We start from the raw sequence: 22,269 nt of genomic DNA, 5'->3' as shown, positions 1-22,269 counted from the left end.
CCGACGGCGCCCGACCCATCCGGCCTCAGCCGAAGAACACCCGGAGGTCACCGACGACGTCGTCGGGCACCTCCATCGCGGCGTAGTGCCCGCCACGGGGGAACTCCGACCAGTGCTCGATCCGGGCGTTGTCGCGCTCGGCGAGGCTGCGGATGGTCTGGAAGTCGTCCTTGAACACCGCGACGCCGATCCGCCCGGTGCTGACCACCGGCTCGGCGCCGGAGCGCTGCTCGGCGTAGTGGTACCGGGCGGCGGTGGCGTAGGTGTTGGTCAGCCAGTACAGCGTGGCCTGCGCGAGCACCTGGTCCGCGCTCACCAGCGAGGTGCCGTTGCCGAAGCTCTCGAACAGCTCGTGGTAGGCCAGCGTGGCCACCGGGGAGTCGGCCAGCCCGGCCGCCACCGTCTGTGGCCGCGAGGCGTTCATCGTGTTGTAGGCGCCGACCGACTGGAACCACTGCATGTGCCCGAGCGCCGCGTACTCCTTCTCGCCGAACTCGTCCATCTCGCCGGGCGCGCCGGAGGGGAAGGAGAACAGGTGCAGCACGTGGGCGCCGCGGAAGCCCTCGGGGTCGAGGATCGCCAGCTCGCGCCCGATCATCGCGCCGGCGTCGCTGCCGTGGATGCCGTAGGAGTCGTAGCCGAGCGCGCGCATGAGGGTGTCGTAGCTGCGCGCCACCCGCGCCATCGTCCACTCCCCGACCATCGGCGTGGAGAACCCGAAGCCCGGCATCGAGGGGATCACGACGTCGAACGCGTCCTCGGCGCGGCCGCCGTGACCGACCGGGTCGACGAGCTGGTCGATCATGTCGAGGAAGTCGAGCACCGAGCCGGGGTAGGTGTGGGCGAGCAGCAGCGGCGTCGCGCCCTCGTGGGGCGAGCGCACGTGCAGGAAGTGCAGCGGCTGCCCCTCGATCTCGGTGACGAAGCTCGGGTAGCCGTTCAAGCGGTTCTCGACGGCGGCCCAGTCGAAGGTCTTCCACCGCTCGACCATCTCGCGCAGGTAGGACTGCGGGGTTCCGTAGTCCCAGGAGTCGCCGGGCGCCGCCGGAGCGAAGCGGGTGCGCCCGAGCCGTTCGCGCAGGTCGTCGAGGTCGGCCTGGGGGATCTCGACGGCGAACGGGCGGATCTCGAGGCCGGCGGCGGGGTTGATGGTGGTCATGTCAGGTGCTCCCGTGGTCGTGAGCCGGGTCGTCGTCCAGCTCGTTGACCTCACGGTATGAGGTGTTCAGGAACAGTCTCTTCCGGTACTTTGGGCGCGTTTCAACGGTTTCTGGGGGTGTGTCATGGGATCGACATCCGCACGACTGCTCGCGCTTCTCGGGCTGCTGCAGTCGCGCCCGGACTGGTCCGGTGCCGAGCTCGCCGAGCGGCTCGAGGTGACCGACCGGACGGTCCGCAACGACGTCGCCCGGCTCCGCGAGCTGGGCTACCCCGTGGACGGCGTGCGCGGGCCCGGCGGCCGGTACCGGCTGGGGGCGGGCGCCCGGCTGCCCCCGCTGCTGCTGGACGACGCCGAGGCGGTGGCGGTCGCCGTCGGGCTGCGCCGCACGACGGCGACGGCCGGGTTCGAGGAGCCCGCCCAGTCCGCGCTGACCAAGCTGGAGCAGGTGATGCCGGAGCGGTTGCGGCGCCGTCTGGCAGCGATCCGCGACGCGAGCACGAGCGGTCCGGAGAACACCGACTCCAACGTCGAGGACCCGGCGGTCGACTCGGCCACGCTGGCCGCGGTGGCCGACGCGATCCGCGACCACCAGGGCCTGCGGGTCTACTACCGCGACGACCCGCTGGAGCTGGAGCCGTACCGGCTGGTGGCGTGGCAGCGGCGGTGGTTCCTGGTGGCGCGGGAGCCCGGCAACGGGGAGTGGGGGCCGTACCGGGTGGACTGGCTGCAGCTGCGCACCCCCGGCGGCCGGCGGTTCACACCGGTGCCGTTCCCCGGCGACTTCACCGAGTTCGTGGTGCGCGAGGTCGCGCGGACCGGATGGGCGGTGCACGCGCGCATCACGGTCGACGCGCCGGCCGCGGAGGTGCTGGCCCGCATCAACCCTGCCGTCGGGACGGTGGAGGCGCTCGTCGACGGGCGCAGCGTGCTGGTGACCGGCGGCGACAGCGTGGAGGTGGTGGCGGTGTGGATCGGGATGCTCGGGATCGACTTCCACGTCACGGAGCCGGCTGAGCTGGTGGAGCACGTGCGAACACTGGCTGAGCGGTACGCGCGGGCGACTCCGGGGTGAGCCGCGCGATGCCATGGTGACGCGGTCGCTGCGATCACCGAGGGATCGTGTCGGGGTCCGGCTCGGCGGGTGGCCACCAGTACTCGAGGTCGGTGGGCTCGGTGAAGAGCACGCCGTAGTGCGCGGGGTCATTGGCGAGCAACCTGCTGCGGTGGCGGCGATGGAACTCCTCGATGCCCAGCCACCAGGGGAGCGCGCCCGCGGCGACCAGCTCGGCCTCGCTGCGGATGGTGGTGACGCCGGCGGAGGCGACGTCGGCGGCGATGGTCGCCGCGCAGGTGTCGGCGTAGCCGCGGGCCAGCCAGACCTCACAGCAGGTGAGCCCGTAGCGGCCGAGGGCCTCGAGGTGGCCGGCCCACATCTTGACGGCGGGATGGTGGCGCCAGCCGTACCCAGGCACGACGAGCCCGCGGATCACCTGGATCGCTTCGACGCGTTGCTTGCCGAGGCGCTTGTCGTCGAGAGCCTGTGCCGACTCCTCGAAGCTCGGGTAAGGCAGGAAGGTCTGCATCAGGGGTTCTCGTTGTCGAGGTCGGCCTGACGGACGGCGGTCGCGTCCGGTTTGCCGGTGAGGTGGGCAACGGCGTTCTCCGCGTCTGAGAGTTCGATACCGGCTCCGGGCGAGAGGGTCGCGAGATCCTCCACGGTGACGGCGCCGTCTTCGCCGCGGTGCCGCAGCAGCGCCCGCGCCGCACGCTGAAGCCGGTCGACACGGCCCTCCGGCGTGGTCGGTTCCCACCACGGTTCACCGCGCTCCCCGAGCGCCACCTTCGCGTCGTGGACGGCGGGGCGAGCGGTCTCGTCGGTGCGGACCGCGCGTCGTGCGGCCATCAGCGCCGAGACGAGCTTGTCGCGGAGCACGGGTGGAATCGACGGATCGGTGGCTCGCCAGCGGCGGCCATCGATGACGACATGGTGCCCTGGCTCGGTGAGCTCGCCGCTGCTGCCGTCCTCGCGTGACACAACTCAATCGTCGCAGGTGCCACCCCCGAGGCTGAGGGCATGTCTCGCGCCCGATGCCGTCGCGGCGATGCGTGGCGGGGACTTCCCTGTTGACTCGCACGCCGCCGTCGACTATCTTCCCGACTTAATAAAGCACCAAACAAAGGGTCTCGATGGCGACGACGAAGGCAAGCGTGCACGGCCAGGACCATGTCCAGTCGGCGGTGCTCGGGCTGCTCGGCACACGCGGCCCGATGTCGCGGGCCGATCTGGCGCGCACGCTCCAGATCTCGCCGGCGCGGCTCACCGCGGTCGCCAAGGAGCTCCTCGAACGCGGCATGGTCACCGAGCTCGACACCACGCCCTCGACGGGCGGCCGGCCCGGCCGCCTCCTCGGCCTCACCAGCGCGAACTCCTGCGCCATCGGCGCGAAGGTTACCGCCGACCACGTCACCACCGTCATCGTGAATCTCGACGGCACCGTCGCCGCCAGCGACAGCCACCCCTTCGACGCCACCAGCGCCACCGCGCAGACCGACCTCGCCGCCATCCTGGCCGCCACGGTCGAGGTCGCCGACGCCGTTGTGCTCGGCATCGGCGTCGGCATCCCCGGCGCCGTCGACAGCCAGGCCTCCGGCGTGGTCACCGCCCCCTTCATCGGCTGGGGTGAGGCGGCCGTCGGCGCCACCCTTCGCGCAGCCCTCAACCTCCCCGTCCTCGTCGAGAACGACGTCGACGCCCTCACCGCCACCGAGCTCCTCTTCGGGCCTGTCGCTGATCACGCCGATGCCCTTGTCGTCACGATCGGCCGCGGCATCGGAGCGGGCGTCGTCGTCGACGGCGCCGTCCACCGCGGCAGCCACGGCGCCGCCGGCGAGATCGGGCACATCCCCATCGATCCCGACGGCATGCCGTGCTCTTGCGGCTCGGTCGGGTGCCTCGAGACCATCGTCGGCGATGCCGCCCTCATCCGTGCCGCCCGCGCGGTCGGCCTCCTCGCGGATGACACCGTCGCCACCACAGACGACCTCCTCGCGCTCGCTGACGCAGGCGACCCGGCCGCCCAGGAGGTCTACGCCCACGCCGGAAGAGTTCTCGCCCGCGCCCTCGCCGGCGTCGTCCACACCATCGACCCCGAGATCGTCGTGCTCCACGGCGAGGGCGTCATCGCCTGGCACCACTGGAAGGTTGGTTTCGAGCCCGCCTTCCGCCGTTCCCTCATGGCCTCCCGCCGCGGCGTCCCCTTCCACGTCATGCCCTGGTCCGACGTCGCCTGGGCACAGGGCGCCGCGTCCCTCGTGCTCGGCAGCCCCTTCGACGTCGCCGGTGCCACCGGCGACCAGGGCCGCCTCGTCCGCGAGCGTCTCTCCGACACCAGCGCCGGACGCGAACCCCGATCCGCATGACCACAGCCCTGACCAACCGCGACGTCGACCACTCACCCGGCCGGTCGCCGTCGACCCCTCCCGCCCGACGGCGGCCCCGCACCCGCCGACGCACCCTCGCCTGGGCAGCGTTCTTCCTCGCGCCCAGCCTGGTGCCGCTCACCGCCTTCACGCTGATCCCGATGATCTCGTCGGCCTGGGTGAGCCTGCACGAGTGGAACCTCATCTCCCCGATGAGCTGGGTCGGCATCGACAACTACGTCAATCTGCTCGGTGACCAGCGCACCCGCGCCGCCTTCAGCCACACGCTGGCCTACATCGTGGGCTACCTGCCGCTGACCTACATCGGCGGGCTGCTGATCGCGCTCGCCCTCAACGCCGCGATCCCTGCTCGCTCGCTGCTGCGCTCCGCCTACTTCCTGCCGGTCGTCACCAGCTGGGTGGTCGTCGCGCTGGTGTGGCAGTGGCTCCTGAACCCCAACAGCGGTCTGGTCAACACGGTGCTGGGCGCCCTCGGCCTGCCCGAGCCCGGCTGGTGGACCGACCCCACCTGGGCGATGCCCTCGATCATCCTCGCCTCAGCGTGGAAGGACCTCGGCTTCATCATGGTCATCCTGCTCGCCGGGCTGCAGGCGATCCCCGGCGAGCTCTACGAGGCCGCCCGTGTGGACGGTGCCTCCGCGTGGCACCGCTTCTGGCGCCTCACGCTGCCGCTGCTGTCACCCTCGACGTTCTTCGTCGTCGTCATCAGCCTCATCAACGGCTTCCAGGTCTTCGACCAGGTCTACGTGATGACGGCCGGCGGCCCGGGCGGAGCCACCCAGGTGGTCGTCGGCGAGATCTATGACCTCACCTTCCGCTACGGCCGCGCCGGTGAGGCCTCCGCGCTCTCCTGGCTGCTGTTCGCCGTCGTCCTGCTCGTCACGCTCCTGCAGATGCGCGGGCAGAAGCGGTGGGTGACCCATGCGTGAGCACGTCACCCTCCGCAAGGTCGCGCTCGTCGCCGCACTCGTCATCGGCGCCCTGCTCATGATGTTCCCGTTCGTGTGGACGGTCATCACCTCGATCACCCCCGACGGCACCCTCGCCGCCGGCCCCACGCTGCTGGTCGACAACCCCACCCTGGACGCCTACCGCCAGCTCTTCGAGCGGCTCCCGATGCTGCGCATCGCCGCCAACTCCCTCGGTGTCGCGACCGCGACGACCGTGCTGCAGCTGCTCACCTCCTCGATGGCGGCCTACGCGTTCTCACGGCTGCCCTTCCCGGGGCGGCAGGCGCTCTTCGCGGTCTACCTCGCGACCCTCATGGTGCCGCTGCAGGTCCTCGTGGTGCCGCTGTTCATCCAGATGACCCGGCTGCAGCTCAACGACACCTACTTCGCGCTGCTCGCTCCCTCGATCGCCTCCGCGTTCGGGGTGTTTCTTCTCAAGCAAGCGGTCGACGGCGTCCCTCGCGAGCTCGATGAGGCCGCCACCATCGATGGTGCCTCCCATCTGCGGATCTTCGGCCAGATCGTCATCCCGCTCGCGCGCCCGGCGCTCGCCACGCTCGCGGTGTTCGCCTTCATGTCGAGCTGGAACAGCTTCCTGTGGCCGCTCGTGGTGGTCCGTTCACCCGAGCTGATGACGCTGCCGCTCGGCCTGTCCGCGCTGCACGGTCAGTACACCTCCGACTGGAACGTCATCATGGCCGGCTCGGTGACTTCGATCATCCCCATCGCCTTGATCTACGCCTTCGCGCAGCGACACATCATCGCTGGCTTTGCCCACTCGGGGCTCAAATGAGCGCCCGCCGACGCCGGAGCCCCGGCACCCAGAAAGGAATCCCCATGTCCCGGACCATCCGCGCGACGATGCGCGGCGCCGCCCCCGTGCTCGCAGGCCTCGCCGCCATCGGCATGCTCGCCGCCTGCAGCCAAGGGTCGGCCACCAACTCGGACCCCGACCCGACGACCGCCGATGGCGAGTCGGGCGCGCCCGTCACCATCACCTACATGAACTTCTCCGCCAACGGTGGCAACGAGGAGAACCTGCAGGCGATCGCCGATGCCTTCACGGCCGAGAACCCCGACGTGACCGTCGAGATCGAGACGGTCGCCTACGACGACTACTTCACCTCGCTTCAGACCGCGCTCGCAGGCGGCACCGCGAGCGACACCTTCGAGCTCAACTACGAGAACTTCGTTACCTACGCCGCCAGCGGCGCGCTCGCCGAGCTCAGTGACGTCCCCGCCGACGTCTACACGCCCTCGCTGCTCGATGCCTTCACGCGTGACGGCGTCCAGTACGGACTGCCCGAGTCGTTCTCCGACGTCGTGCTGTTCTACAACAAGACCCTCTTCGACGAGGCCGGTCTCGACTACCCGACGGCGGACTGGACCTGGGCGGACGAGCAGGCCGCCGCGGAGGCCCTCACCGGAGGCGGCGTCTGGGGCGACTACCAGCCCGTCTCCTTCCACGAGTTCTACAAGACCCTCGCCCAGGCGGGTGGTCAGTTCTTCACCGAGGACGGCTCCGCCGTCGCGTTCGACTCCCCCGAGGGCGTCGCGGCCGCCACGTGGCTGATCGACAAGTCCGGCACCACGATGCCCACGGAGGCCGACGGCGCCGGCACCCCCGACTTCGACACCAACCTCTTCAAGGAGGGCAAGCTCGCGATGTGGCACAGCGGCATCTGGATGTTCGGCGCGCTCGCCGACGTCGAGGGGCTGGAGTGGGACATCGTCGTCGAGCCAGGTGACGCGCAGAGCGCATCGGCGATGTTCACCAACGGTGTCGTCGTCAACGCCGCCAGCGATCAGCCCGAGGCGTCCCAGGCCTGGCTGGAGTACCTGACGTCCAGCCAGACGATGGTCGACCTGCGCATCTCGTCGGGCTGGGAGCTCCCGCCCGTGGCCGATGAGGCCGCCCTGTCCGCCTACCTCGAGCAGACCCCGCCGCAGAACCGGCAGGCCGTGTTCGACGCGCTCGAGTCGACCGTCCTGCCGCCGGTCATCGAGCGCCAGCAGGAGATGCAGGACATCCTCACCGAAGAGCTCGGCAACGCTGCCGCGGACCGCAAGAGCGTCGAGGACGCCCTCGCCGACGCGGCCGAACGCATCAACGCCCTGCTCTGACACACCACAGGTGGGCCCGGCCGCGCGCCGGGCCCACCTGCGCAAGGAGACCTTCATGACCTCACAGCTCGCCGCGCCGTCGGCCGCCGATCGGCAGCGGCTGACGGAGCTCGCTCGCACCAGTCACACCCTCATCCGCCGCCATCAGGACGCCAGCGGCGCCTACCCGGCCTCGCCCACGTTCTCCGCGTACCGCGGATACGCGTGGCTGCGGGACGGCGCGTTCATCGCGGAGGGCATGTCGCGGTGGGGTGACGTCGCCTCGGTGGACGCGTTCCACGACTGGACCGCCGGCACACTCGCCGCGCGGGCCGACCAGGTGGCCGAGCTGGTCGCGCGCGCTCCGGAGGCCCCCGAGCAGGCCCAGGGGCTGCTGCTGCCCACCCGGTTCCGATTCGACGGCAGCGACGGCGACGACGACTGGTGGGACTTCCAGACCGACGGCTACGGCACGTGGCTGTGGCAGCTGGTCACCCACACCGAGCGGCACGGCGGCGAGCTCGCACGCTGGGCCGCCGGCATCGAGGTCGCAGTCGACTTCCTCGGCGTCACCGCCAGCTGGCCCTGCTACGACTGGTGGGAGGAGCACGCCGAGCACCGGCACACCTCGTCGCTGGCAGCCGTCGTCGCCGGGCTGCGGGCGGTGCTCCGCACCGGAGTGCTCGACGGCGACCGGGCGGCTCGTGCCGCCGCCGTCGCCCGGGACTGTGCAGACCTGATCGCGACCCGGGGCACCGCGGATGGGCGGCTGACCAAATGGCTGGGGAGCGACGCCGTCGACGGCTCGTTGCCGGCGTGCGTGGTGCCCTTCGGGGTGGTCGAGGTCGGATCGCCGGTGGCAAGCGCGACGCTGGCCGCGGTGGCCGAGGAGCTGCTCGTCGACGGCGGAGTGCACCGGTTCCGTGCCGACACCTACTTCGGTGGCGGCCAGTGGCTGCTGCTGTCCTGCCTGCTCGGCTGGAACCTCGCGGTGGCCGGTGAGCACGACCGCGCGGGCGCGCTGCTGCGCTGGGTGGCGGACCAGGCCGACGAGAGCGGCTCCCTGCCCGAGCAGGTGCCCGACCACCTGCTGCATCCCGAGCGCCGCCAGGAGTGGGTCGACCGCTGGGGTCCGGTCGCCGACCCACTGCTGTGGTCGCACGCGATGTACCTGATCCTTGCCGACGAGCTCGGCCTGCTCCCGGAGGACCGACGTGCCTGAGCTGACCCATCGACCGTTCGGGATCGAGCACCCGTACGCCACCAGTGCCGACCAGCGGGTGCCGGTACGGCCCGACGCCGGCAGCCCGGTGCGGCTGGGGGTGGTGGCGCAGGATGTCACCGCGGTGCACTGCGAATGGGTGCCCGACGGCGGCACCCCGGTGATCCTCGACCTCGCCCCCGCGGCAGGCTCGGAGGCCGACCGTGCCGCGCTCGCCGGTGGTGACGGGCACCTCGCCGAGGCTCAGGCGGCCCAGCTCGGCGACGATGGCGGCTGGCAGGTGATGACCCCTGCGGTCACGGTGCCGACGAGGTACCGGTTCGTGGGCCAGGGGCCCGCAGGCGAGGTGCGCACCGACTGGTTCGAGGTGCTGCCGGGGCAGTGGGGCGAGGACGGCGGGTCGCTCGTGCTGGACGGTCCGATTGACCGGCTCGTGCCGGGGTCGGTGCAGTGGTGGGCCGACCGCGACGGGGTGCACCGGGTGCGGTTCGCGCTGCGCCTGACCCCGCAGGAGCACGTGGTCGGGTTCGGGGAGCGGTTCGGCGCCGTCGACCAGCGGGGCCGCCGCCTCGACGCCGTGGTGTTCGAGCAGTACAAGTCGCAGGCCGAGCACGGCCGCACCTATCTGCCGATGCCGTTCGCCCACGTGATCGGGGGCGCCGGCTGGGGTTTCCACGTCCGCACCGCACGACGCACCTGGTACGACGTGGGCGCCTCGGCGCCCGACATGCTCGTGGTCGAGGCCGCGTTGAGCGGAGCACCTCACGAGGACCTGACGATCGCGACCTACGAGGGACCGCCGTCGGCCGTCACGGCTGCCTTCACGAACGAGGTGGGGCGCGCCGAGGAGCTGCCCGAATGGGTGCTGGGGCTGTGGGCGTCGGGCAACGAGTGGAACACCCAGGCGATCGTGATGGACCGGATGGACCGGCACGCGGAGCTGGACCTCCCGGTCGACGTCGTGGTGATCGAGGCGTGGAGCGACGAGGAGGGAATCCGCATCTTCCGCGACGCGCGGTACGCGCCGGACCCTTCAGCTGCGGAGGACTTCAGCTATCCCGCCGACGGTGCCTGGCCGGACCCTGCCGGCATGATCGACGAGCTGCACCGGCGCGGCATCAAGGTGCTGCTGTGGCAGATCCCACTGCTGAAGACCGCGTTCGACCTGGGCCCCGACGTGCCGGCTGACGCGCAGGTCTACCGCGACGGCGAGGCGCTGGTCGCCGCCGGGTTCGAGGTGAAGGAGGCGGATGGGTCGCCGTACCACAACCGTGGCTGGTGGTTCCCGCAGTCGCTGATGGCGGACCTGTCGACCGCCGAGGGGCGGGCATGGTGGACGGAGCGGCGCCGCTATCTGGTGCGGGATCTCGGCGTCGACGGCTTCAAGACCGACGGCGGCGAGCACGCCTGGGGCCACGACCTGCGCTACGGCGACGGCAGCCGCGGCGACGAGGGAAACAACCGTTACCCCGTGCACTACGCGCGGGCCTTCGGGGACCTCCTGCGCAGCGAGGGCAAGGCGCCGGTGACGTTCTCGCGTGCGGGGTTCACCGGCTCGCAGGCGCACGGGGTGTTCTGGGCCGGCGACGAGAACAGCACCTGGGAGGCGTTCCGCAGCTCGGTGCGGGCGGGCATCACGGCCTCGGCGTGCGGGATCGTCTACTGGGGCTGGGACCTCGCAGGCTTCTCCGGCCCGGTGCCCGATGCCGAGCTGTACCAGCGGGCGGTGGCCGCCTCGGCCTTCATGCCGGTGATGCAGTACCACTCCGAGTTCAACCACCACCGGCAGCCCCAACGCGACCGCACGCCGTGGTGGGTGGCCGAGGTCAACGACGCCCCGGAGGTGGTGGACGCGTTCCGGCGGTACGCGAAGCTGCGCGAGCGGCTGCGTCCGTACCTGGCGGCGTCGGCGCGCGAGTCGGTGTCCACCGGGGTGCCGCTGATGCGCGGACTGTTCGTCGACTTCGGCGACGACGAGCAGGTGTGGCAGGCGCCGCTGCAGTTCACGATCGGCGCCGACCTGCTGGTCAACCCGGTCACCGAGCCCGCCGCGACGACCTGGCGCACCTACCTGCCCGCCGCGGCCTGGGTGGATGCGTGGAGCGGCGCGGCCGTCGACGGCGGAGCATGGCACGAGCGATCCGTGACCGGCGACGTGCTGCCCGTCTACGTGCGGGCCGAGTCCTGGCCGCGGCTTCGTGAGGTGTTCGAGACCACGTAGCTCACCACGTCACTTGTGCAGCCGGATCCTGGCGTCACCGGGCTCGCGGCGCCCGATCGGGCGCTGACTGGGGTGCCCCCGCAGTCGAGCCTCGGAGCACGAGAGTGGTCGGCAGGATGGTCGGCTCGGGTGGCGGTTCACCCTGATGGCCCAGGGCGAGCGAGACCGCGAGTCGACCCATCTCCTCGTAGGGCACGGCGACCGAGCTCAGCGGTGGATGCATGTCCAGTGCCGCGGGCACGTCGTCGAAGCCAATGACCGAGACCTCCTCCGGCACACGGATGCGGCGCGAGTGCAGCGCGGCGAGCACGCCGGAAGCGGTGGCGTCCGAGCCCGCGAACACGGCGGTGAACTCGGCACCGTCGTCGAGTGCCCTCTCGGTGGCGGCCCGGCCGGCATCGCGTGAGAAGGCGCTCTCCGAGATCAGCGACTCGTCGACGGCGACACCACGCTCGGCGTGCGCCCGCCGATACCCGGCCAGGCGGGTCGAGGCCGTGCTGTAGCCGGCGGCGCCGGGGAGCGCGAGGATCCGTCGGTGGCCGCTCCGGAGCAGCTCAGCGGTCGCATCGAAGGCTCCCTGCTCGTTGCTATAGGACAGCACCAACGCGTCAGGTGCGTGGCCCTCCAGCGCCGGTCGGCCGCACAGGACGAGGCGGGACCCCACGGTGGCGAGGAGGCGCTGGTAGTCGTCCATGCGTGCGCGGTACTCGGCCAGGTCCGAGGCTCCGCCGACGAGGATCACGGCGGTGGCTCGGTGCTCGCGCATCAGCCGGACCTGCGCCGCCTCACGATCGGGATCGGCGTCGGTCGTGCCGACCACGCACAGGCGGCCTCGCTCCGCAGCTTCGCGCTCAGCACCTCGGGCCAGTGCGGCGAACGAGGCGCCCATGATGTCCCCGATCAGCACGGCGATCGGACCGTCGGCCGCTCCTTTGAGCGCACGCGCGTGCGCGTTCATCGTGAAGTCGAGCTTGCGCGCGGCCGCCTCGACCCGCTCCCGGGTATCGGGCATGACCGGTCGATCCCCTGAGTACACGCGCGACACGGTGGCGATCGAGACGCCCGCCTCGGCAGCGACATCGCGGATGGTGGGCAGCCCGGTGCGGCCGCGACCTCGCGCTCGTTCACCAGTCATGCGGTCCCTTCCTCGAGTGTGGCCGCTCTTGACATCGGCTGCACACAGGCCTCATGATACCGTTTACCTGGAGATGTAAACGGTTACCTGGCTCCATCTGATGACCGCGCTCCGCAGCAACGAGGCTGGTGCCCAAGCGGCCACCGGGAAGGAATCAGCGTGGAGGCCGTGCAGGCACCCGACCGCCCCCAGACCAGGCCGCTCTTTGCCTCGCCTGACGGGCTCGAGAGGCCGGCGGGCGGCGACGTCGATCAGCGTGACGTCGGCACGTCGACTGCGTCGGCACCGTCGCCGGTCGTGAGCACCCACGCCGTGTCTGAACCGAGCCGCTCCCAGCGACCCAGTGCCTTGGTGGTGATGTCGCCACCGCACCTGGCCGAGCTGGTGTTCGCCGGCGGCCTCGCGACCGAGCTCGCTCGGCTGGTCGACGTCCCAGGCGGCGCCGTCCTGGGTGACCTCGATTCCGCGACCACCCGGTCGGTGCTCCCCGACGTGGAGATCCTGATCACCGGCTGGGGATGCCCACCGATCACTCCCGAGGTGCTGGAGGCCGCGCCGCGGCTGCGGGCCGTCGTCCACGCCGGCGGAGCCGCGGCAACGCTGTTCGCCGAGCAGTCGTCGGCCAAGGATCTGTACCTGAGCAACGCGGGCGAGCCGAACGCGTTGCCCGTTGCCGAGTACACGATCGCGATGATCCTGCTGGCCGGCAAGGACGCGACAGGTGCTGAACGGCTCTACCGGGAGCGACGTACGTACCTCGATCGGGAGATCGAGTTCGCGCACACCGGCAACTTCGGCCGCACCGTCGGCGTGGTCGGCGCGTCCCGGGTGGGCCGTCAGGTGCTGCGCCTCCTGCGCGGCTTCGACCTGGAGGTGCTGCTGCACGATCCGTACGTGGACGCCGCTTCGCTCGGTGTCGAGGGTGTCTCCCTCACCGAGCTGATGCGGCGGAGCGACGTCGTCACGCTGCACCAACCGGTCACCCTGGAGACGATCGGCATGATCGGTCGAGACGAGCTCGCACTCCTCCGTGACGGGGCGACCCTCATCAACACCGCGCGTGGCGAGGTGATCGACCAGGACGCTCTCGTCGATGAGCTGCGACGCGGCCGCCTGCGCGCCGTGCTGGATGTCAGCACGCCGGATCCCCTGCCCGAGGACCACCCGCTGTGGGAGGTACCTCACCTCACGATCACGCCGCACATCGCAGGCTCCACCGGATCCGAGCTCCGCCGGCTCGGACGGCACGTGGTCGACGAGGTCGCGCGGCTCGTCTCCGGTCGACCCCCGCGCGTCCTCGAGCAGGTGGGCGAGCGATGACCGGGACCACGGAAGACACCCGGGCGGCCACCCCCGGAAAGCTGAAGCCGACCGCGCGCGCGGCCAGGCGCACCCCGCAGGAGAGAGGGCCGGTGGGCTCGCGACGCCGCCGCGGTGTGCAGTGGCGTCGCAAGGACTACGGGCTGGTGATCCTCGCTGCGCCGGCGATCGTGTTCTTCCTCGTGTTCGCCTACGGCCCGATGGCCGGCCTGGTGGTGGCGTTCCAGGACTTCAACATCAATGACGGCGTCTTCGGATCGCCTTGGGCGGGACTGTCCAACTTCGAGTTCTTCTTCACCTCCGGGCAGATGAATCGGATCCTGCTCAACACGCTGGTGCTGAACGCCCTGTTCCTCACGGCCACGCTCGGCGCCGGCGTGCTTCTCGCGCTGATGCTGAACGAGATCCGTGGCACGCTCCTGCGGCGCGGCCTGCAGTCGGCGGTCTTCATCCCGTACTTCGTCTCGCCGATCGTGATCAGCATCTTCCTGCAGGCGTTCCTGGCCGGTGTCGGTGGCCGTGGCGGCATCGTCAACGACGCCCTCAACGCGTTCGCCCTTCCCTCGGTCTCCTGGTACACCGAACCCGGCCCCTGGCCGTGGATCCTCACGATCGTCAAGGTCTGGCAGCTCGGCGGGTACTTCTCGGTGATCTTCCTCGCCGCCATCACCTCGATCCCGGAGGAGGTGTACGAGGCAGGAACCATCGACGGCGCCACCCGGGCACAGATGGCATGGCGCATCACCCTGCCGCTGCTGAAGCCGACGGGAGCGGTGCTGCTCCTGCTCGGTGTGGGGCGCATCTTCTACGGAGACTTCGGCCTGATCTACGCCATCGTCGGCGACAACGGGATCCTGTTCTCCACCACCGACGTGATCGACACCTACGTCTTCCGCGCCCTGCGCACGTACGGCGACTTCGGCACGACCGCCGCGATCGGGCTGTTCCAGTCGGTCGTCGGCTTCGTGCTGGTCATGATCGCGCTGGGCGTCCAGCGCCGGTACTCGAAGGAGAGCTCGGTCCTGTGAGCGCCACCCGCACAGCCCCGAATCCGGCCACAGCCATAGCAGGGCGGAACCGATCCACCCGAGATGCGCCCCGCCGTCGGGCTCGCCGCCCCATGGAGGCGTTCACCGCCGTGAGCTACATCGGCGCGGGTCTGTTCGGGCTCGCCGCGATCATCCCGTTCTGGATGGTGCTCGCCGGGTCCCTGACAGCCGAGTCCGCGCTCTCCCAGCGCGGGTACTCCTTCTGGCCCTCGCCGTTCTCGACGGCGGCCTACGCGGCCATCTTCTCCGGCACCCGGGTGTGGCTCGCCTATGGCGCAACCCTGTTCATCACCGTCGTCGGCACCGCGCTGGCGGTGGCCGCCACCTCCGGGCTCGCCTGGGTGATCTCACGTGGACTGCCACGCCTGAGCCGCGGCCTGGCGGTGTTCTCCTACATCCCGATGCTCTTCAGCGGTGGCCTGGTGCCGCTGTACATCCTGGTCACCCAGATGCTCGGGCTGCGCAACTCGCTGTTCGCCGTGATCCTGCCGATCGTCGTGGCGCCGTTCCTGGTCTTCGTGCAGGTGAGCTTCTTCCGGGGGATCCCTGGCGAGATCCTCGACTCGGCACGGGTGGACGGCGCGGGCGAGCTGAGGATCTTCTTCCAGATCGTGCTGCCGCTGTCGAAGCCGGTGCTCGCCGTGATCGCACTGTTCTACGCGGTGACGTTCTGGAACGACTGGTTCCACGCGCTGCTGTTCATCAGCGACTCGAACATCTACCCGCTGCAGCTCGTGCTGCACAACATGATCTCGAACCTGTCGATGGCCCAGGACCTCGCCGGTGCCGGGGCAGCGCCGCTCTACCAGATCCGCCTCGCGATGACGGTCGCGACCATCGGGCCGATCCTCCTCGCCTACCCCTTCGCGCAGCGCTACTTCGTCAAGGGCCTCACCCTCGGTGCCACGAAGGGCTGAACTCGCCTCCACGCGTTTCCCCACCACAGAAAGGCAAGACCATGGCAGCGATCAACGATGCTGGGCTGTCCCGGCGCTCCTTCCTCCTCGGCACCGCGGGCCTCGGCACCGTCGGCGCGCTCGCAGCCTGCGGCAACGGCGGCGCCGGCGGCGACTCGACCTCCGGCGGCAGCCTCAGCCTGCTGCTTCCCGGTGACGTCCCGCCGGGATGGGACCGCGTGCTCGGCGCGGTGAACGAGAAGCTCGAGGCCGACCTCGGATTCACCATCGCTCCGGAGTTCATCGCGTGGTCCAACTACGCGAGCCAGTCGCTGCTGAAGTTCACCGCCGGCGAGGACTTCGACACCGCGCTCAGTGCCCGGTGGCTGAACATCGCGCAGCTCGTGGAGTCGGAGGCGATCATCGGACTCGACCATGCCTTCGCCAGCGGCGACTACCCCGAGCTGCAGGCGACGATCGCGCAGGATGCCTTCGACGCGAACCGGTGGCCGGACGGCACGGTGTACGGCCTCCCCGCCGTCAACAGCGCCGCCCGGCTGCACCACTACACGGTCCGTGCCGACCTCGTGGACACCTACGCCGGCGGATCGATCGACTCCTTCGACCAGCTCGAGCAGTTCTGGTACGACGTGCACCAGGGCGAGGGCATCCCCGGGTTCGTCCGCGGCGGCGCCAGCCCCTGGCTCGTGCTCGGCGGCCCGACCGGCGTGTTCTTCCCCGAGGGGTGGGAGAACCCGAGCGTCATCCCGGTGTTCTTCTCCTCCGACTCGCTCTTCTTCGTGCCTGCGGCGGACGCCGCGAGCACCGGGTCGAGCGACCTCGTGCCGTTCTGGGAGCACCAGCCCTACGTGGACGCGCTACGCCGGGTGCGCCAGTACTACGAGGACGGCATCATCAACGCCGACATGCTCAACATCGACACGGCGACGGCGAAGGGTCAGTTCACCAGCGGCGGCGCGGCCTCGGTCTGGGCGATCACCGACGGCACGTCCACGTCCGCTCACCTGCAGGAGCTCACGGCGGCGGTGCCGGGCGCCTCTCTGATGAACGTGATGCCGTTCGCGGACGGTCTGGCCGCACGTCCGAGCCAGACGTTCCAGGCGGACAACATGGTGGTGCTGAACGCCTCGGGAAGCGACAACGCCCGGGCTCTGCAGGTCCTCGACTGGGTGTCGAAGCAGGAGAACCACGACCTGCTGCAGTACGGCATCGAGGGGACCGACTGGGAGCTGGTCGACGGCGACCGGTACCGACAGATCGGGGAGTACGCCAACTTCCCGGGTTACGCGCTGAGCTGGCGCGTCGACCGCGAGCGCAAAGCGGCGGACATGTCCGACTCCGAGGATGAGCTGTTCACCTGGTCTCAGGACTACAGCAACTTCGAGCGGGACACCTTCGCCTCGTTCATCCCCGATCTCGGGCCCGTGGAGACCGAGCACAGCCAGATCACGGCGGCGATCGCCGAGTTCGGTCTGCCCCTGTGGGCCGGTGCCAAGGATGTGGACTCCGGTCTCGACGAGCTGAAGCGCGCCATGGAGACGGCGGGCTACGAGAAGGTGCTGGAGGAGCTGCGCACCCAGGCTGACGCCTACCTGGCCGAGCAGGCCTGATGCGGTCGAGGACGCGGGAACGGTGAGGGCCCAGGTCCGATTTCACCGCACTGTCGACCGCTCGACGACACGTGCCGAGAAGCCTCGACCTGCCGGTGCTGACACGGTCGCTCGCCGACCTGGCCGCCGCCGTCGAGCGTCGTGACCAGGTGTGACCGTGGCCGCTGAGTCGGCGCGCCTGCTGTGCGTCCACGGCTGGGGCGGCTCGGGGCGGTCCTGGGATCCGGTCCGCCGAGCCATGTCGCGAGAGCGTGGGTTCGCGGCCATCGATCTCCCGGGGCACGCAGGTGCACCAGGGCCGGCGACCGTGCCCGGTGGGGTCGCGGCCGTCGTCGCCGACCTGGAGGCGAACGGTCCCGCGATCCTGGTGGGGCACTCCCTCGGTGGTCAGGTCACGACGCTCGCACACGTCGCGCGCCCGGATCTGGTCGTGGCGGAGGCCGTGATCGATCCCGCGTACGGGCATCCCGACCGAGACCGGGCGAGGCTGGAGGAGTGGGCGCTCTCGGTCGAGCGGGCGCCGCTGGCCACCGTCGAGGCATTCGTCAACGGTGCCTTCGGCCCGGCGACTCCCGAGGGGGTCCGCGCCTCGGTCCTCGCCGACCTCCGAGGGACGGACCCGGCGGCGTTCGCCAGCTATCTCCGGTCCGAGTATCTCGACCCGGGCGCGATCGGGCTCGCATCAGCGAGCGCCGCCGTGCTGGCTGGACGGCGCCGGCCGACGCTCGCCTTCTACTCCACGGAGAGTGCGGCCGATCTCGAACGACGGACAGGGCGGGCGAAGGTCCTGGTGTGGCCCGGCCACGGTCACTACCTCCACCTCGAGGACCCAGCCCGGTTCGTCACCGAGCTCGATGAGTGGCTCGACACGCTGGGGTGAGCCGCAGACTGGGCGTGCATCGCGCCCTTTGGGGTGATCTCGGTCCATGGGGAGGACCACGGTCACCCCAAAGCGCTTTCCGCAGGATGGGGCGGGGCGGCGGGCTGGGCGGGGTGGCGGGTTGGGGCCGGGAAGCGAGGTCAGTGCTGCACCGTCGCGGCGCCCTCGGTCCAGCGGCGCTCGCCGATCCCCGCCGGCCGGTAGTCGTAGTGCGCGGCGCCGCCGACCGAGCCGAGAACCTCGGCCTTGTGGCGCACCACGTCCTGGACGACGGCGAGAGCCGGCGGGTAGATGTCGAGCGGTTCGCGCTGGGCGGGGTCGGTCAGGACCTCCCGCAACTTGGTGAAGTACGCCGTCTTCATGTCCGCCGAGATGTTGACCTTCGCGATGCCCAGCTTGACGGCCTGTGAGACCTGCTCGTCCACGGCGCCGGACCCGCCGTGCAGGACCAGCGGGATCCCGATGGCGTCGTTGATGCGCGCGATCAGGTCGAGCTTGAGCTCCGGCACGAAGCCGGCGGGGTAGACGCCGTGCGCGGTCCCGACGGCGACCGCGAGCAGGTCCACACCGGTCGTCTCCACGAACTCCTTCGCCTGCTCGGGGTCGGCGAAGACGAAGTCCTGCATCTCCTCGAGCGAGCGCGGGTCGCGCGGGCCGATGGTGCCGATCTCGCCCTCCACCGACACCCCGATGCGGTGCGCCATCTCGACCACCTCGCGCGTGATCGCCATGTTCTGATCGAAGGGCAGCAGCGAGCCGTCGATCATCACCGAGGTGAACTGGTGCCGCAGGGCAGCCGCGGCCTGCTCGACCGTGGCGCCGTGGTCGAGCTGGATGGCCACCGGGACCGAGGACGAGGCGGCCGCGGCGAACACCGAGGCGAGGAACTGGTCGCCCACGAACTCCCAGTCGTCCGGGTGGATCAGCAGGATGACCGGAGACTGTGCCGCCTCGCTCGCGGCGAGCACCGCCATCAGCATGCCGTAGTCGCTGATGTTGTAGGAGGCGACGGCGAACCCGCGGGCGTAGGCGGGCGCGACGATGTCCTTGCCGGTGAGCAGCATGAGGTGGTGTCTCTCTCTGAGTGGCGGAAGCGGGTCAGGCCTTGACGGCGCCGGCGGTGATGCCGCTGACAAACTGTCGCTGGAAGAACAGGAACAGGACGAGCACGGGCAGGCACCCGAGCACACTCATCGCCATCATCTCGCTCCACTTGAAGGAGTGCTCGCCCATGAGCAGCTGGATCCCCACCGGCACGGTGCGGTTGGACCGGCTCTGCGTCAGCGTGAGTGCGAAGAGGAACTCGTTCCACGCCACCATGAAGGTGTAGGCGCCCACGGAGACGATGCCCGGTCGTGCTGTCGGGACGAGCACCTGCCACAGCGCGCGCATCGAGCTGCCGCCGTCGACCTTGACCGCCTCGTCGAGCTCCTTGGGGATGGTGTTGAAGTAGCCCGTCATCATCAAGATCGCGTAGGGGATGGTCGCGACCATGTAGGTGAGGATCAGCGCCCACAGCGAGTCGTACAGCTTGAGCCAGACCACGAGCCCGAAGTACGGGATCAGCAGCGTGATAGGCGGCACGGCCTGCACCGAGATCACGACGGTGTTGACCAGGCTCTTGAGCGGGAACGTGAACCGGCTGAGCGCGTAGCCCGCCATGATCCCGGCGAACAGGGTCAGCAGCACCACGGCGCTCGCCACGGCGTAGCTGTTGAGGAAGAACCGCAGCTTCTCGGAGCTGGTGAGGATGTCGGTGTAGGCGCTGAGGGTGAACGTCTCGGGCAGGAACGTGGGAGGGAACTGGAAGATCTCGGTGTTCGGCTTGATCGAGCTCAGCAGCATCCACAGCGCCGGGAAGCCGGCGAACACGGCGCCCAGCGTCAGCCCGATCCAGAGACCGATCCGTTGCCCCACCTGGGAGCGCCCACGTGTGCGTGCGGTGACCGCCATGTCAGTCCCTCGCCTTCTGGTGCCGGACGTAGAAGAGCGCCACGATCGCGGAGATCAGGAACAGCACCACACCGCTGGCGGAGGCCATCGCGAACTCACGCTTGGAGAACGCGAGGTTGTAGGTGTAGGTGGCGATCGTCTCGGTGGCGTTGAGCGGCCCGCCGCCGGTGGCGAGGAAGATGATGGGGAACTGCTGCAGGTTCCAGATGAAGTCGAGCATCGCCATCGCGATGATGATCGGGAACAGCTGCGGGATGGTGATGTTGAAGAACCGGTCACGCCAGCCCGCGCCGTCGATCTCCGCGGCTTCATACAGGTCCTTCGGGATGCCCTGCAGGCCTGCGAGCAGGCTGACCATGAAGAAGGGGTAGCCGGCCCAGACGTTGATGAAGATGACGGTGCCGAGCGCGAGGTCGGGGTTGGAGAACCACTCGACCTTGGTACTGATCAGGTTCAGCGTCTCGAGCATGTAGTTGATGACGCCGTTCGGGTTCAGCATCAGCTGCCACAGGATCACCACGATCGAGGCGGTGAAGACCCACGGGAGGATGTACACCACCCGGAACAGCGAGGAGGCCAGGCGCGGCAGCAGCGTGCTGTTGAGCATCAGCGCGAACGCGAGCCCCAGCAGCAGGTGGAACACGACCGAGGTGACGGTGAAGATCGCGGTCTGGCCCAGCGCCTTGCGGAAGATCGGGTCGCTCAGCAGCGTGGCGTAGTTCGCCAGGCCCACGAACTCCGGCTCGCGCTCCATGATGACGTTCGACAGGGTCGAGTACGTGAACACCATGACGACGGGGACCGCCATCATGACGAGCATCACGAGCAGCGTGGGCGACATGTACCCGTAGGCCGTGAGCGAGCTCCGCCACCATCGGGACCGGGTGCTGCTGCGCCGGCGACCAGGCGCAGGCAGTCGTGTTGCTGCTGACATCACACTTCCGCGGGTTCGATCGGTCGGGACGGGAAAGTCAGCGGGTGCCGGCTCGGGGGAAATCCGGCACCCGCCGACGTCTACTCCCCGCTGAGCACTCCGTTCCAGTACTCCTGCAGCGAGGCCTGGGTCTCGGGGACCGTGGCCTCACCCTGCAGCAGCCGGACGAGGTTCTCGTTGAGGTTGCGGTTGAGGTCCAGTGCCAGCGGCAGGCCTTCGAGCTCGGTCACGAACTCGCTGCTCTGGTAGACCTCGAAGGCGAGCTCGTACAGCTCGTCGCCCTCGACGAAGCCGGGCACCGAGCTGGCGTTGCCGGGGAAGCCGGTGGCCTCGCCGGCGAGCTCGGAGTTGATGTCCTCGCTCACCAGCCACTCGATGAGCTGCCAGGCCTCCTCCTTGTGCTCGCTGTTCTCCGCGATACCCAGGCCCCAGCTGGCGCCGGCGATGCCGGAGGGCTCACCGCTCACCGACGGCACCGAGCCGATCGAGAAGTTGAGGTCCGGGTTGGCCTCCCGGATCCCGGCCACGTGGGCGAGCGAACCGATGAGGAAGGCGTTGCGGCCGGCGGTGAACTCCTCCACCTTCTGCTGCTCCTGCTGGGTGAAGGCGCCGGGGGTGACGTAGCCGGCGTCGTACTGGGCCTTGAGGAACTCGAGCCACTCCGCGATCTCGGGCGTCTCGAAGTTGGGCTGGCGGTCCTCGAGCATCCGGTTGCCGGACGCCCACAGCCAGGACTGCGAGTCGAAGCCGGCCGGGGACTGCACGTTGATCGGCAGCGACCAGGCGTAGACGTTGCTGCTCGGGTCGGTGACCGCAGCGGCCGCGGCGTCGAACTCCTCCCACGTGGTGGGCAGCTCGGTGACGCCCGCAGCCTCGAGGAGGTCGGTGTTGTAGTACATCGGGTACGCGAAGTTGAGGGCGCGGACCATGTAGGTCACGCCGTCGATCTGGTCGTTGCTCACCAGCTGCGCGGGGTCGAACCCGGCGTCGTCCATGAGGGCGCTGAGATCGGCGATGGCGCCCTGATCCTGCAGGTCGTAGACGCTCGCCCCGTTGATGGCGACGATGTCGGCGAGCGTGCCGGTCGCGGCGGCGGAGGTCTGCAGGTCCACGGTGGCGGAGTAGGGGTTCGAGATCAGGTTGACCTCGACGCCCGGGTGCTCCTCCTCGAAACGGTCCATGAGGCCGCGCATCACGCCTTCGCTGAGCTCGACCTCCCACCACTGGCTGAAGTCGAGCGTGACGGTGTCGTCGCTGGAGCCGTCGTCTGACGAGCATCCGGCGAGCACGAGCGCGGCGGCGGCGCCGGCGGTGACGAGCGCAGCGAGTCTGCGGTTCATCGGGGTTCTCCTCCTCGAGATGGGGCGGGCCA

General features: G+C 69.9%; 20 protein-coding genes. 12 read left to right on the top strand and 8 right to left on the bottom strand.

Annotated elements, in window-relative coordinates:
- Positions 1–25 precede the first annotated feature (25 nt).
- Positions 26–1,159: an epoxide hydrolase family protein gene (locus GPA04_RS13980; RefSeq protein WP_156224800.1), complete on the bottom strand. Its 1,134-nt coding sequence runs from the start codon at positions 1,157–1,159 to the stop codon at positions 26–28.
- Positions 1,160–1,283: 124 nt separating this feature from the next.
- On the opposite strand from GPA04_RS13980, the gene GPA04_RS13975 reads away from it, so the two are divergent.
- The gene (locus tag GPA04_RS13975; RefSeq protein WP_156224799.1) at positions 1,284–2,234 is read left to right on the top strand and encodes a helix-turn-helix transcriptional regulator; all 951 of its coding nucleotides are present in this window, start codon (positions 1,284–1,286) and stop codon (positions 2,232–2,234) included.
- Between the two features lie 34 nt (positions 2,235–2,268).
- Here the strand turns inward: GPA04_RS13975 and GPA04_RS13970 are convergent, their stop codons facing one another.
- Both GPA04_RS13970 and GPA04_RS13965 read right to left on the bottom strand, forming a co-directional pair.
- A complete protein-coding gene (locus GPA04_RS13970; protein ID WP_156224798.1) occupies positions 2,269–2,745 on the bottom strand; it encodes an MSMEG_6728 family protein in 477 nt (158 codons plus the stop codon).
- Complete coding sequence (locus tag GPA04_RS13965; protein WP_156224797.1) at positions 2,745–3,197, bottom strand: DUF3253 domain-containing protein; 453 nt, start codon at positions 3,195–3,197, stop codon at positions 2,745–2,747. Before GPA04_RS13965 ends, GPA04_RS13970 begins: the two co-directional genes overlap by 1 nt.
- Before the next feature lie 152 nt (positions 3,198–3,349).
- On the opposite strand from GPA04_RS13965, the gene GPA04_RS13960 reads away from it, so the two are divergent.
- Genes GPA04_RS13960 through GPA04_RS13935 form a run of 6 tightly spaced genes read left to right on the top strand, consistent with a single transcriptional unit; the run spans position 3,350 to position 11,099 of the window.
- Entirely contained in the window at positions 3,350–4,582 is a 1,233-nt protein-coding gene (locus tag GPA04_RS13960; RefSeq protein ID WP_156224796.1) for an ROK family transcriptional regulator, read from the top strand.
- On the top strand, positions 4,579–5,532 hold the full coding sequence (locus GPA04_RS13955) for a carbohydrate ABC transporter permease (protein ID WP_156224795.1): 954 nt from the start codon (positions 4,579–4,581) through the stop codon (positions 5,530–5,532). Before GPA04_RS13960 ends, GPA04_RS13955 begins: the two co-directional genes overlap by 4 nt.
- Entirely contained in the window at positions 5,525–6,346 is an 822-nt protein-coding gene (locus tag GPA04_RS13950) for a carbohydrate ABC transporter permease (RefSeq protein ID WP_156224794.1), read from the top strand. Before GPA04_RS13955 ends, GPA04_RS13950 begins: the two co-directional genes overlap by 8 nt.
- Positions 6,347–6,390: 44 nt before the next feature.
- Positions 6,391–7,677 (top strand): ABC transporter substrate-binding protein, encoded by a 1,287-nt coding sequence (locus tag GPA04_RS13945; RefSeq protein ID WP_206674232.1) that lies wholly within the window; start codon positions 6,391–6,393, stop codon positions 7,675–7,677.
- Between the two features lie 55 nt (positions 7,678–7,732).
- Positions 7,733–8,878, top strand: coding sequence for a glycoside hydrolase family 15 protein (locus GPA04_RS13940; RefSeq protein WP_156224793.1), 1,146 nt, complete (start codon positions 7,733–7,735; stop codon positions 8,876–8,878).
- Positions 8,871–11,099 (top strand): glycoside hydrolase family 31 protein, encoded by a 2,229-nt coding sequence (locus GPA04_RS13935; protein ID WP_206674231.1) that lies wholly within the window; start codon positions 8,871–8,873, stop codon positions 11,097–11,099. The genes GPA04_RS13940 and GPA04_RS13935 overlap by 8 nt, the downstream gene beginning before the upstream one ends.
- A 34-nt stretch (positions 11,100–11,133) precedes the next feature.
- On the opposite strand, the gene GPA04_RS13930 is transcribed toward GPA04_RS13935, so the two are convergent.
- Positions 11,134–12,234: a LacI family DNA-binding transcriptional regulator gene (locus GPA04_RS13930; RefSeq protein ID WP_156224791.1), complete on the bottom strand. Its 1,101-nt coding sequence runs from the start codon at positions 12,232–12,234 to the stop codon at positions 11,134–11,136.
- Positions 12,235–12,591: 357 nt separating this feature from the next.
- Between GPA04_RS13930 and GPA04_RS13925 the strand changes: the two genes are divergently transcribed.
- From GPA04_RS13925 to GPA04_RS13905, 5 genes are all read left to right on the top strand, one after another.
- Entirely contained in the window at positions 12,592–13,554 is a 963-nt protein-coding gene (locus GPA04_RS13925) for a hydroxyacid dehydrogenase (RefSeq protein WP_156224968.1), read from the top strand.
- Positions 13,551–14,582: an ABC transporter permease gene (locus tag GPA04_RS13920; protein WP_156224790.1), complete on the top strand. Its 1,032-nt coding sequence runs from the start codon at positions 13,551–13,553 to the stop codon at positions 14,580–14,582. Before GPA04_RS13925 ends, GPA04_RS13920 begins: the two co-directional genes overlap by 4 nt.
- Before the next feature lie 92 nt (positions 14,583–14,674).
- Positions 14,675–15,520: a carbohydrate ABC transporter permease gene (locus GPA04_RS13915; protein ID WP_156224789.1), complete on the top strand. Its 846-nt coding sequence runs from the start codon at positions 14,675–14,677 to the stop codon at positions 15,518–15,520.
- 41 nt (positions 15,521–15,561) lie between these two features.
- Positions 15,562–17,130, top strand: a complete 1,569-nt coding sequence (locus GPA04_RS13910) for an ABC transporter substrate-binding protein (protein WP_156224788.1) — start codon at positions 15,562–15,564, stop codon at positions 17,128–17,130.
- A gap of 157 nt (positions 17,131–17,287) precedes the next feature.
- Entirely contained in the window at positions 17,288–18,010 is a 723-nt protein-coding gene (locus GPA04_RS13905; RefSeq protein WP_162458613.1) for an alpha/beta fold hydrolase, read from the top strand.
- A 140-nt stretch (positions 18,011–18,150) separates the two neighbouring features.
- Here GPA04_RS13905 and GPA04_RS13900 read toward each other — a convergent pair whose 3' ends face one another.
- The 4 genes from GPA04_RS13900 to GPA04_RS13885 form a co-directional block, all read right to left on the bottom strand.
- Positions 18,151–19,074 (bottom strand): ketose-bisphosphate aldolase, encoded by a 924-nt coding sequence (locus GPA04_RS13900; protein ID WP_156224786.1) that lies wholly within the window; start codon positions 19,072–19,074, stop codon positions 18,151–18,153.
- 34 nt (positions 19,075–19,108) lie between these two features.
- On the bottom strand, positions 19,109–19,963 hold the full coding sequence (locus GPA04_RS13895) for a carbohydrate ABC transporter permease (protein WP_156224785.1): 855 nt from the start codon (positions 19,961–19,963) through the stop codon (positions 19,109–19,111).
- 1 nt (position 19,964) lies between these two features.
- A complete protein-coding gene (locus GPA04_RS13890) occupies positions 19,965–20,804 on the bottom strand; it encodes a carbohydrate ABC transporter permease (RefSeq protein WP_162458612.1) in 840 nt (279 codons plus the stop codon).
- Positions 20,805–20,977: 173 nt separating this feature from the next.
- Positions 20,978–22,237: an ABC transporter substrate-binding protein gene (locus GPA04_RS13885; protein WP_156224783.1), complete on the bottom strand. Its 1,260-nt coding sequence runs from the start codon at positions 22,235–22,237 to the stop codon at positions 20,978–20,980.
- Positions 22,238–22,269: the final 32 nt, after the last annotated feature.

Source organism: Pseudactinotalea suaedae (genome assembly GCF_009733815.1).
In the GTDB taxonomy this organism is placed as follows: Bacteria; Actinomycetota; Actinomycetes; order Actinomycetales; family Beutenbergiaceae; genus Pseudactinotalea; species Pseudactinotalea suaedae.
The sequence above is the reverse complement of the archived record's forward strand: the minus strand, read 5'-3'. Positions and strand labels throughout refer to the sequence as shown.